We start from the raw sequence: 11,344 nt of genomic DNA on the forward strand, positions 1-11,344 counted from the left end.
AGCCTTCGTGGTAACGCTTGTCATGGCGTGGTCTCCAGCCCGGCGCGTCAACGCCGGGTGATTCGAGGTTGATCACCCCGGAGACTACGCCACTTTCAATTCCAACCGCTTTTCGGACGGCACCAAGCCGGCCTCTTCATCCCCGGTCTTGGTTTGAACCAACACCCGCTACGGACCGGCGCCTTCCGGATAATCTTCAAAGACCGGCGCAAAATCCCCTGCCAGAAGAGTCAGGTCGGCCGGCCAAAGAAATTAGGCGAACCGGATCGGTGCCCAGTCCTCATCGATCGACAGGCAATTGACGCTGTCACCGAGTGCGCGGCCGCCCTCCCCCGTGTCGGTTTGAACCAACAAGTTCTGGGCCTGCGCCATATTGCGGCATTCAATTGCTGGAAGGTCGAAACAGAACCGAAGCCCCAGAAACACGGGAAAATTCCTTCTCCGCGAGGGTCAACGGCCCCAGCGCGAAAAACCCTAAAGGCCGCCAACTCAGTCGGGTTTTCCCTCGGTTGGGCAGGGTGAAGGGATCGAGAGCCAGGAATCGCCCGCCGCAGTCCTACGTAGTTCCAATTTGAGACATGAACCTTGGCACGATTTGTGCTCACCCATGCTTGTCGGGATTTTGCATCACCTTCCCGGGGCTAGAGGACTAGGAGCCAACGCCGCTCGCGAATCATTTCAAGCGAGCGGCGTTGTGCTGTCGAAAATCCTCCGCGAGTGACCAACGGGATCCAAAGACGACTGATGACTCCCGCTGATTCCCCACAAAGATATCAACCGCCTTCCCAAACTCCCCGCCAAGGGTCGTTGCGGCCGACGGCAATGTGAGAGTCCCATGTTTCCGGATCGCTGACGGTCGCGATAGGCTAGCGGCCCCTCTGCCGGCTCGCGTAAGGATTGGCAACACCTGCTTGCGGCGAACGAACACCGCTTCGCCCGCGCAAGCCGGAAACCGATCCGGTCTACCCATCCGTCAGGCTCGTCGCTTTTCGTGGAGCCGGGAATTGATCTGCGACATCAGGATCGGCCCAAGTGAAAATTCCCCGACCTCCGCTTTCCGCGTCAGTCCGCGCAAGTACCCGCCGGCCGATCTGATCGCGGTGCCACGCTGCAGGATGCAGGCGACGACGACCGCCGCTTGCATTTCGCCCAGGATGGTTTGGGCCTCCTCCCAGGCGCTCGGACTGATCCCTAGCATCGATCGCACAACGGCCGCGGTGGCGAGGAAATCGCGCCAGTTCGCAATCCCGCCCTTCGCATAATCGACGATGTCCGGGCATGCACTCAGCACCATTCCCAACGGATACGACCCCTCCGCGACTCGCGATGGTTGTGGTTTTAGCTCAGCTCCCGCCGCCCTGCCTTCTTGGAGGCTAGGTTCAAGATCAATAGGGGGGTTTGGGGTTGAACTCTGTATGTGGCGCTCAGATTGGGACTCATTGGCGCTCGGATTCGTAGATTTAATGTGGGCTTCCAGAAGATTAAGCACATCGTCGGCCAGTTGCGACAGTTCGTCAGCGATCGGCTCGAGCTGGTCCCGCGTGGCGGTCCTCGGAATCTGGGCTAGCATCGCCCTGAAGGCGGCGTGGACTTCCTGCCAGTCGGCAGGCCCCTGCCCTCCCCTGCGCGTCGGGACACCTTCCTCGATGCCGGTGGCAATCATCTTGGCGATGTCGCGCCGACATAGCGTGATGCGCTCGCGCACGAGCCTGAGCGCGCGCGCCTCTGCTTCGATGTCGGCCGCCAGGTGCTCGAACTCTTCTGATCGCACGACGAGCGGTGACAGATCGAAACCGAAGGCAAGCTCGATCTCGCCGGCGCTGCCCTTCCGCGCATAGCGCTTGCCGTTTGGACTATCACGCCGAATGATCAACCCAGCGTCGACCAGGACGGCGAGGTGGCGGCGTAGTGTCGAAGCGGGCATGCCGTGCGCGCGCAACGTGAGCTTGTCGTTGGAGGGAAAGACGATCAGGTCATCCTCTCCTGTCAGTGCCGTCTCCGGATGGAAGGTCAAAAGTGCGTTCAACACGGAAAGCGAGCGCTCAGACACCCCGAGGCGCGGGCGCGCCGTACAGATGGCGTGGAAGATATTCCACTTGTGCACGACCTTTTCAGGGGATCGCCCCGTGGCCCCCATTTGGCTTGCCACATGGGCAAGCGTCAGCGATCGCCGCCCAAAGGGCGTCGTTGGAGAGTGTGACTGCATGTCTTTGCCTCAGCTGGGCAAAGAAAATCTGCTCGCGGAAACGGCGATAAAATCGCGTAGAAACTCTTGACTGCGATTCGCGAAAGTGATTCTCTGTCAATCGCCAAACTTGAAGAGAAGGCTTCCGGAACTCCGTTTCGGGGGCCTTTTTTCTTTCCCTTGTCTGCTCCTGGTTCGTGTTACGGGCCGAAGCCGTCAGGCCTCGGTAGTTTCCTGGCCGCCGCTCGTCTTGGAAAAGGCGTCGAACAGGGCCGGGAGTTGCTCGACAAGAAATGCCGCGAATGTCGCCGGGACATTTTTGTCGATGGTGAGCTTCATTTCGCGCTCGGCGTGACGCACGTGCGCAATCTTATCGCCGGATACGGAAAAGACCGGCTTCTCTTCCGGCGCCTTCGAGGTCCCCCCGCGTGATGGACGGCTGACCGCTGAAAATGCTGCAAGAAATCGAGCGTCGGTTTCTCGCTCTGCAAATTTTGGTTCAGCGATCGCCGCTCTGACACGTTTGAGCGCCGCGGCATCCTTGATCAATTCTGCGAATGACTGCCAGCGGCCGCGGCCAACTTTCGGAGCCTTCCCGATGGCTTGAATAACGTCGGTTGGAACCGATCGAGCGACGGCAAGAAGTTTGGAGGCCTCCGCTCGATCGATCGACAAGGCATCTTGCACGACTGACCGACTATGCCCGGCGTCTTCGATATGCATCGCGAAGGTGGCGCGTTCAATGAAACTCAAATCTTCGCGTGGCGCGTTCTCGAGTCCTTGCGCGACGACAAGCGCTTCATCTGACAGCGATCGCAGGATCGCTTTGACCGAAATACCTAATTCGCGCGTGGCGCGGACGCGGCGATGACCATAGGCGCTCTGATAGCGCCCTGTTGCGTCGGGATGCTCCCGAACGAGAATGGGGACCTCTTGGCCACGCTGTGCGATCGACTGTTTAAGGGCCTCGAACGAACTATCATGATTGTCGCGAAACCGGTCGGCCAGCGGTGACGGATCGATAAGCGAGGGGTCGATTTCAAGTATCACAGCCCCGGAAGCAATTCTTTCGCGAAGCTCCTCGTTCTCTCTCTCGACTCCGGAAAAGGAGTCTTTCAAGGAGCGAACCGAACCCGACGAAACCCGCGGCAAGGCGCCAGGCGCGTTGTCAGCTGACAACACGTTTGATTGCGGGGTCGTGAAAAGGCTTTTGATAGTGTCAGTACGTTTGTTCATCGACCCCACACCTTCTTAAGAAGTTGCGCGATTTCGGCGTTGACCGCGTCGACCGATTCCAATGCCCGGTCGTAGGCGCCCCGCCCTACGGCGCCGCGCTCCAGTTCGTAAAGTGATTGCTTAGTCAGACCGGCATTGGCGATTGCAGTCGATTTCCACACAGTGGCCTGAAGGACATCCGATCCAAAAAGGTTACGAAGGAGGGCCACGATTTGCGCTTCGGGGACGTCGTTAGGATCGTGACGTGTGATGACGTACCGGATGAAATCGTGATCGAGCCGCCCGCCAGCCTCCTCGATGACGGACATGAGATCCGACGTCATGAGGAGAAATTGGCTCATAGATGCGACATCGACCATCTGCGGATGGATGGTCACGAGCATCGCGGTGGCCGCGTTTAGCGCGCCCATGGTCAAGTAACCAAGTTGTGGTGGGCAGTCGATAACAACGACGTCATAGTCGTCGGCAACCTGATCGATGGCGCTGGCGACGCGGCGAAAGAACAGGTCGTGCCCACGTTCACGCCGCTCGATCATTGCGCGGGGCGTATGGTGCTCGAACTCCATAAGCTCGAGATTGCCTGGAACGAGCCCTATCCCGTCAAAGTAGGTCGGCCGGATAATCTCGCGCATCGGCCGGCGGTGCTCGTCATACCGTATGGCACCGTAGAGAGTTTCGTTCGCCGCGATGTCAAACTCGGGTTGGTACCCGAACATTGCTGAAAGCGAAGCTTGCGGATCGAGGTCTATCGCGAGGACACGAAAGCCGGCAAGGGCCAGATATTGTGAGAGATACAATGCCGTCGTCGTCTTGGCGGAGCCGCCTTTGAAGTTCGCGACGGTGATAATTTGGAGCTTGTCGCCTGGGCGACGGCGCGGCAGAAATTCCAATGCTTCTCGGGGCCGCGCGCTGGCCAGATACTCGCGCAACTCATGAATCTGAGCCAGGGTATAAGATCGGCGGCCTCCAGGCCCCGTCGCTGGGTTCGGTCCAAGTCCGTCGAGAGAGAGCTGCCGAAGATAGCCGTCGGATACGCGCGCAATACGCGCAACCTCTCCCGAGGTGAACGAGCGGAGGGACTTGCTCGCTGAAGGCGGGAAAAGCGTCGTTGCTAGCGAGCGAAGCTGGCCGGAAAGAATACCGGCGTGCCTCGTGATCCGCGCAGACGCGGTCTCGCTCATAGTACCCGAAGCTTCCGCTAAGATCGCCATTTGCCTTCTCAAGACGGTATCTGCGCGTCAGACGCCTAATCGCCGTCTAGAGAGATGGCCACGATTCTATGATTTGAGCAAGAATTAAAGGGTTAACGAGTTGTTAACGGTCGATAGCGCGCCCCATGGCGAGCAGCGGCATTTTTTGGCGCACCGCTGTTGTCCGCTGACAACAAGATTTCCGGCGAATGGAACGAACCTCAACTATAGCGTGAGTCGGCGGGGCTGGCACGGGTTCCCTAGCGTCAGTTATATTTCCTTAGCTGCCGCATTGAACGGTGCTGCAGCATGCGGGCGCGCCGGCCCGCCACTCCGTGCAGCCAAATTGGTCGCTTCTGAGTCGGTCAGCGCGTACTGGCGCTTGACGAGACGTACAGCGCTAACGCACCTCTATTCCGCGCCTCCCAGCGAATCGTCGTTCCGGGGAATCGCGTCCCTCCTGATATGAAGTAGACTCGCTCAAGCTTACCAACCCGATGCCGCGATCGACGGTCCTATGAAAAGCACCCTCCCCGCCTCGTCAGACCATTGGGTCTCAGGGTGCCCGAGCCCGATGGCGAGCGGCGTGAAGTTTGCGATGCTGGCGCGCTAGGACCAGCGGCGCGCTGGGCTGTCGCGGAGTTGATCGAGGCGCGCTACCGCGGCATTTTCGCTGGGCCGCCGCTCGGCTGGCGCAAGAGCAAGCGCCGCAGGGTAACAGATCTCCCCAACCGGTCGGACGAACAGGCGTCGAGCAATCGACCGAGTTCTGGGTCATCCGCGCAGCTCTTGCGCTGCCGTCGCCACACCGAGGCTCGGGCCGCCAGCCGCAACGCCGACCACCGGCCTGGCGCTGCGACGAGACCTTCCTCATCGGGGCACCGCAATCCGTTGCCGCAAAGGACGGGAATGTGCAGTCGGGCCACAACCTCGACTGGCACGCGGTGGTGCGGATCAGCATTGCGCCGGGCCAGATCCAATCTCCGCCTGGCGTTCAGATGTCCCACGGCAACGTCCAGCCGCCATCGGCCAGGCTTTGGGAATGCGCCAGGTTGAACGCGAGCGCTCGCTTCGTATCCCTGGGCGAGATGCCTCGGCGTCCCTCTGGTGTCGTTCATCGCTGAAACCTCATGGATTGTTGTCAGCTGACAACATCCACCCCTTCGTCCGACCGCCCAGCGTACACGATACCGGCATCAGGGTCGGGCAGGCGACGCTAATCCTGGGCGATCACAGGCAACAATCGCTGCGGAGCCGTGGCCGTGCGTCTTCTGGAAGGTTCTGCCGGAACAGGCTGAGCTCGCTATCGACTACCTCGATCTGTTCCATCAGGATGTCCGAGGCGTCCGGAATGGCAATCACTCATTGGTTGGCGAGCACTGGAGGAATGCCTGGGCGAATTGAACCAATGACCGCAGGACAGGGATCGTTGTCAGCTGACAACATCCGTCCCTTCGGGAGGACAGAGGAGGGCGTATTCATACACGATTAACCATAAGAGCCTTCCTTGCCGACCTCTAAAGTCCGCGCATCTTTGCGGAATTGACCGGATTTGCATCCGGTCGAAAGCCGCGCGATCCGGCGGGCTCCACACCATCGAACTGGCCCGTGGATCAAGCCGAGAAGCGGGTTGGGCGTTTCAATCGAGCGGGAGCTGTCCGACTAGCGGTCGAAGACAACCGTCCCGGCACCGTCTGCCCCCCGGATTGAAACTTGCGGGTTCGGTGGATCGGCGAGGGCTTGTTGTTGTCAGCTGACAACAAGGACCTCGCTAAAGGGGTCGGCTGCGCGCCCGGGACCACCAAGCGATGCGGCGCCGAGGTCTGATCCACCACGACGTCGAACCGCTCGATGAGAGCGAAATGGCCGGCCAGATGTGTGCATCTCGGCGGCCAATTTGAGACGAAGCGATCCTAAGCCAAAGGGCGGCCGGCCGCTGGGGTACAGCAATCTGTGGAATGACGACCATCGGCGCGGCGCAGAAGAGGGAGGTTGAAAATCGGCCATGCGGTGGTGTCGATCCGGAAGGCACGGTCGAGATTCCAGCGGTCACCAATGCGCTTTGACCTCGACACCCAGCACTCGTGGACCATCGGCCGCAAGGCCAAATTTGTCGCTCGGGCCCTCGACAAGCGGTCGGCCGCTGGCCGGACGCCGGCTATCATCTCGTTGTACAGCCCGTTGCCGCTACCTTCGGCACGGCCGGGCAAGAGCTGCTAGGAATAGGCCTGCCGGCCGCGTCTACGATGCTCGCTGAGTGTGGGATCCGCACCGATCTGCCGGTGGCTTAGCGCCCCCGGGGGAGCATAGGGGTTAACCGGATGCGGCGAACGCATCTTTCCGGTTTTCAGGATCGCTGAGTTTGCGGATTTGCGCTCAAATCATCGATAAGTCGATATCGATAGCAGAAAATGACCGGGAAACCTATATCCGCTATGACGGAAGAAAATGCCGTGTTAGCTTCCGTTACGGCGACTCCCGTTAAGGTTATCAATATCTTGCCGAAGAAGTACAAAATCCCCGATCCGGTGCCTTGGGCCCAGTTGGCCGGTTCGCTCGCGGCCGCCGAGGATACTGTCGCCCGCCTGGACGAGCGGCTGGCAAAAAGCCCAATCCGGGACGGCTCGATCAGCCGCATGCACTTCGCCGACGCCTGCGCCAGTCTGTGGCTTGAGGGCGAACTTGTCCACCTCGACGACCTCGTGCTCCACGACGCCGGCATGGATGTCCGCACCCCCACCCATGAGTTGACTCGGGCCCACGCCGTGCTGCGCGCCCGTCGGCGCATCGCCGAGGCGAAGCCCGACTGGGCGCTGTCAGCTGTCGGGCTCGCAGGCCTTCGCGGCCGGGCCGAACGCGAGGACCGGGAGGGCAACCGAAAGGACGGTGAGGGAAGTTTTGGTGGCGACGATGAGAGCGCAGAGCAGGACGAGGCGGGTCTCGACGGGCCAGTCGGCCGCATCGACACCGATCCTCACTTGGCCGCCGCCTTTGCCGCGGTCGACGCCGCGAACGCCAGGGCGGAGCGGAGGCTCGCCGACGAGGCGCGGTCGCCGACGGAGCGGGACCCCCTAATCTACGATCCCGATTGGGACGAGGACGGACGTCTCGACCAATGGCGCGCCGTGGTTGACCAAACCCGCGGCTTGCCGCCAACCCTTGCTGCGGCGATTGCCGCCGACGCCTGGGGTGAGATCGAACCGCTCGAGCACACGCCTTGGCTCGGCCGCCTGCTCGTCGCTAGCGTGCTGCGCGCGCGCGGCAAAACGCGCTGGCATCTGCCGTGCCTGCATGCTGGGCTGAAGAGCATTCCGCGTGAGCGTCGGCGGCCACGCGACGCAGCAGCACGGTTGGTAGTGCAGCTCGAGGCGATGATTGCCGCCGCCGAGGCTGGCCGCAAAGACCACGACCGCTGGCTGATGACCCGAAACTTACTCGCCCGGAAACTCGCCGGCCGTCGCTCCACTTCAAATCTGCCGGCTCTCCTCGACTACGTGCTGACCCGGCCGATCGTCTCTGCGGGCATGATTGCGGCGGAGCTCGGGATCACGCCCCGTGCTGCTCAAAACCTCGTCGCCGAGCTCGGCCTGCGCGAGGCGACCGGACGCGGACGCTATCGGGCGTGGGGTGTCCTGTAGAGCGCGGCGCGTGAGCTTCAAGGCGCCACACACGTCAGGCGGCCATTCGGCGGCAGATCTTCACGCAAAGACGGCCCCACCTTTCGGCGGGGCCGCTGCGTCGGCCCTCAATCCCGATTCGGGCGGGACCAGATGAGCTGAAGACCTTCCTGGCCTTCCACCTCGATCAGGGTGGCGTAGATTGGAGCCGGGAAGCTCGGGTCGTCCAACTTGACCGAGAGGTAATCGCGCTCGGTGTCTCTTGCGGTCTTCTGCCAAGCCGCTCCCAGCTCTACATTGCCGGCGAAGATGCGGAAGTGCGGACCCTTGTCGGAGGGGGTCTCGACGCGGACCAGCTTGGCCTTGGCATTGAGAGTGAGGGTGCGAACCGTGCCGGTGAAGCCGTTGCCGGTCGAGGTGAAGGTGCCGATGGTTGCCATTGTCGTGTCCTTTCAGTTTCCCGGGCCGCGCCCATCGCGGCCTCGATGGCTGGCGACAGACCGGAGGCGGTCGACCCGCACCCCGAAGGGGCCGGCACGCAGTAGAGGGCAGCCAGGGCGCGACTTTCTTGTCGCGCGAGGAATGGACGCGTAGCGGTCCAGGGGAAGAAAGTCGTAACCGGCTGTTGCGGGGTTAAGAGCGAGGCGGCGCTTAAGCGACGACGCCCTTCGGTCAGACATGCCGATCGAGGACAACGTGGGTGCGCCAGAAGAAACGGCCGAGGAGCATGACTTGCGCTCATCGAAACCTTGACTGAGGAAGGCATCCGATCACCGCTCACCGCACACATCTTTCATTCCTCAGGCTTGCGCGTCGAGACCCGAACCGGGAAGGTAAGTGCGCTGCTCGGCGGTCAAGAGGCAAACGGCCGCAAGGTGAACCCGCAGGCCGCAAGCGCTATTTGCGCGGCAAAGCGACGCCTGTGCAAAGCCAAAACGTTGTCCCTAGAAAGGCAAGCAAGGCCACAGTCAGGTGGCGCAGCACGAGAAAATAATGGGACGCTGGCCCGTGAGCGGCATGCAAGGGGCTACATCTCTGCGCTGATCGCCGTATGGGTAGGGGCCGGCAAGCGCCGGCGCCAATCACGCTCTGCGCTCCTCATGCTGCCTCCTCGACCTCGGCGGCCTTCGGCTGCTGGTCGTGCAGGTAGGCGACAGCACGTTGCGCATGCGCCGCAGCCGAGAAGATGAAGCGCTTCTCACTAGACAAGACCTCCAACCACGACGCGAGGTAGCTTGCATGATCCGGCCGCGGTTCCACTTCAGGAGAGATCCCGAGATCCGCACAGAGGAAGCAGCTTCCCAGTTCGGCAATCAGCTCTTCGCGCGCGCGTTCGCTCCGATCCTTGCCGTAACGGCTGAGATCGCGATTAACGCGGTGAGCGGGAGCGGTCCAGTGCACGGTCTCATGGGCTCTGACGGCGACATAGGAGCCCGTGTCGCGAAAACTTTCGATCGGCGGCATCTGGATGTGATCTGACGAGGGCGCGTAAAACGCCATCGATCCGCCATGCCGGACAATCGCCCCGGTGTTGGCGAAAAAAGCGTCGGCCTTGGTGTTACGCTCGATCGTTGATGCGATGGCGGGCGGCCGACCGTAATATTGTTTCGGCAAGCCATCGATTTGATCGACGCAAAAGACTGTATAGGCCTTCAGGAAGGGGATATCCCTTTCGACTTCGCCGCCGAGAGCGTCGGTCTCCGTCCTGGTGAAGCGGCTCGCATACACCACAGTGCTGCCGGTCTCGCCCTTGCGGACATGCGCGCCGACTTCGCTGGCCTGCTTGAACCTCATCCAGATCGGAGAGCGGAAGCCGCGCGCGACGGCTTCTGACCAAAGCAGCACGACGTTAATGCCCGCATAGGGCTGGCCGTTGTGGCGCAGCGGTCGCGTGATGTGGCCTTCCATATTCGCGGCGGTCCAAGGTTGAACCCAGGGGCGCACGCCGCGTTCGAGCTCGGCGACAATGCGGTCCGTGATGCGGGCATATCCTCGCCACCGACCGCCCCAGTCGATCAGGGCGGGATGGCCCAGGCTTGTTTGCGCAGTCCTTGTTTGAATGCGTGGAGGACATCGGCGATCTTCGCTTCCGGACAGTGGTGCGCCTCAAGCAAACGATGGATTGAGACGGAGGACTTCTGGCTGCTTCTCTTCTCGCTGCGAAGATGGGGGCTGAACTCCGGAGCGCTGACGGACAGCCGCACGGCACGCTTCCAGGCGTCATCCCCGCTGAAATGCCGTTCGAGTCGCGGACGCCAGACGACGAGGACCGGCATAGTAGCACCCGCATCGGCCGCCGCGCGTCAGCCGAAGGCCTTGGCGATGAGGTACCACTGCATAAGTCACCTCCATCCGGCGAAATTCGAGGGACCGGCGTAGAGAGGATGCCGCGCTTCGTCGATGACGAAGCCGAAGCGGCCTGGACGGTATTCGTCCGCGGGGACGAGATAGCGGCGCTGTTCGGCCGCGCGGCGATCGCCGCCAAGCGTGGCGACGCACTCGATCATGCCCGGACGATGGTCCGAACGGATTGCCGAGACGACGACCCAACGATCGGCATGGTCGCGCTCAAAGACGCGCCGATCGTTATCGCGGGATTCGCCGGGCCGAAGGGATCGGCCGTAAATCGCCTCCCAGGCCTCGGGATACCAGTCCCGGATAACCCCGGTGGCACCGGACGCAGTGTTGTCGCGATCTGCAGAAGATTGGGACGCATTCATGCCGCCCTCCCTTCAGGCTTCTCCGGTATGCACTCGTCGGCGGCGACTTCGTCGAGCACGGCGTCAGGATGGCGGTGCGAAGCGAGCCACGCTTCGGCCGTCGCGCGCGTATCGGCGAGATGCAGGAATTCGGCATCCTCGCCGGCGCGATCGAGAACGCGCACCATCCCAGGCTTGGGACGTTCGATCACGGTGAACGACAACGGTGAATGCACCGAGAAAGTCTTGAAGACCTTCAGGACGACGACGCCGGCGCTGCCGAAGTCGCCCTAGGGTCTGTTGGGATTCATCGGGAGTTTATCACGGCAGCGGTCAGATGGATCATGGCTGCGAAGCTTTGATCTGTCTTGTCTGCGCGCAGCGCGATGCGCTTGAATTCCTTGAGCTTGCAGAAGA

The 11,344-nt window shown here is 61.7% G+C and carries 10 protein-coding genes; 1 reads left to right on the forward strand and 9 read right to left on the reverse strand.

What is annotated here, in order from left to right; all coding sequences use genetic code 11:
* Positions 1–252: 252 nt before the first annotated feature.
* From ACZYOF_RS38930 to repA, 4 genes are all read right to left on the reverse strand, one after another.
* The gene (locus ACZYOF_RS38930; protein WP_463719054.1) at positions 253–426 is read right to left on the reverse strand and encodes a hypothetical protein; all 174 of its coding nucleotides are present in this window, start codon (positions 424–426) and stop codon (positions 253–255) included.
* Positions 427–973: 547 nt separating this feature from the next.
* Entirely contained in the window at positions 974–2,206 is a 1,233-nt protein-coding gene (repC, locus tag ACZYOF_RS38935) for a plasmid replication protein RepC (RefSeq protein WP_463719055.1), read from the reverse strand.
* 195 nt (positions 2,207–2,401) lie between these two features.
* Entirely contained in the window at positions 2,402–3,421 is a 1,020-nt protein-coding gene (repB, locus tag ACZYOF_RS38940; RefSeq protein ID WP_463719056.1) for a plasmid partitioning protein RepB, read from the reverse strand.
* Entirely contained in the window at positions 3,418–4,632 is a 1,215-nt protein-coding gene (gene repA, locus ACZYOF_RS38945) for a plasmid partitioning protein RepA (RefSeq protein ID WP_463719057.1), read from the reverse strand. The genes repB and repA overlap by 4 nt, the downstream gene beginning before the upstream one ends.
* Before the next feature lie 2,414 nt (positions 4,633–7,046).
* Between repA and ACZYOF_RS38950 the strand changes: the two genes are divergently transcribed.
* The gene (locus ACZYOF_RS38950) at positions 7,047–8,249 is read left to right on the forward strand and encodes an RHE_PE00001 family protein (protein ID WP_463719058.1); all 1,203 of its coding nucleotides are present in this window, start codon (positions 7,047–7,049) and stop codon (positions 8,247–8,249) included.
* Between the two features lie 107 nt (positions 8,250–8,356).
* Here ACZYOF_RS38950 and ACZYOF_RS38955 read toward each other — a convergent pair whose 3' ends face one another.
* The 5 genes from ACZYOF_RS38955 to ACZYOF_RS38975 all read right to left on the reverse strand — a co-directional run bounded on the left by ACZYOF_RS38955 (position 8,357) and on the right by ACZYOF_RS38975 (position 11,163).
* The gene (locus tag ACZYOF_RS38955) at positions 8,357–8,668 is read right to left on the reverse strand and encodes a DUF736 domain-containing protein (protein WP_463719059.1); all 312 of its coding nucleotides are present in this window, start codon (positions 8,666–8,668) and stop codon (positions 8,357–8,359) included.
* A gap of 658 nt (positions 8,669–9,326) precedes the next feature.
* Positions 9,327–10,247: an ArdC family protein gene (locus ACZYOF_RS38960; protein ID WP_463719063.1), complete on the reverse strand. Its 921-nt coding sequence runs from the start codon at positions 10,245–10,247 to the stop codon at positions 9,327–9,329.
* The gene (locus tag ACZYOF_RS38965; RefSeq protein ID WP_463719060.1) at positions 10,244–10,504 is read right to left on the reverse strand and encodes a hypothetical protein; all 261 of its coding nucleotides are present in this window, start codon (positions 10,502–10,504) and stop codon (positions 10,244–10,246) included. Before ACZYOF_RS38965 ends, ACZYOF_RS38960 begins: the two co-directional genes overlap by 4 nt.
* A 66-nt stretch (positions 10,505–10,570) precedes the next feature.
* Positions 10,571–10,948: a DUF7007 domain-containing protein gene (locus tag ACZYOF_RS38970; protein ID WP_463719061.1), complete on the reverse strand. Its 378-nt coding sequence runs from the start codon at positions 10,946–10,948 to the stop codon at positions 10,571–10,573.
* Positions 10,945–11,163: a hypothetical protein gene (locus tag ACZYOF_RS38975; protein WP_463719062.1), complete on the reverse strand. Its 219-nt coding sequence runs from the start codon at positions 11,161–11,163 to the stop codon at positions 10,945–10,947. Before ACZYOF_RS38975 ends, ACZYOF_RS38970 begins: the two co-directional genes overlap by 4 nt.
* Between the last annotated feature and the right edge of the window lie 181 nt (positions 11,164–11,344).

Source organism: Bradyrhizobium sp. LeoA1Lang, assembly GCF_055413685.1.

Coding starts and splice junctions, on each gene's coding strand:
- repC (WP_463719055.1), bottom strand. CDS start 2,206: ATGCAGTCACACTCTCCAACGACGCCCTTTGGGCGGCGATCGCTGACG.
- ACZYOF_RS38950 (WP_463719058.1), top strand. CDS start 7,047: ATGACGGAAGAAAATGCCGTGTTAGCTTCCGTTACGGCGACTCCCGTT.
- ACZYOF_RS38965 (WP_463719060.1), bottom strand. CDS start 10,504: ATGCCGGTCCTCGTCGTCTGGCGTCCGCGACTCGAACGGCATTTCAGC.
- repA (WP_463719057.1), bottom strand. CDS start 4,632: ATGGCGATCTTAGCGGAAGCTTCGGGTACTATGAGCGAGACCGCGTCT.
- ACZYOF_RS38970 (WP_463719061.1), bottom strand. CDS start 10,948: ATGAATGCGTCCCAATCTTCTGCAGATCGCGACAACACTGCGTCCGGT.
- repB (WP_463719056.1), bottom strand. CDS start 3,421: ATGAACAAACGTACTGACACTATCAAAAGCCTTTTCACGACCCCGCAA.
- ACZYOF_RS38955 (WP_463719059.1), bottom strand. CDS start 8,668: ATGGCAACCATCGGCACCTTCACCTCGACCGGCAACGGCTTCACCGGC.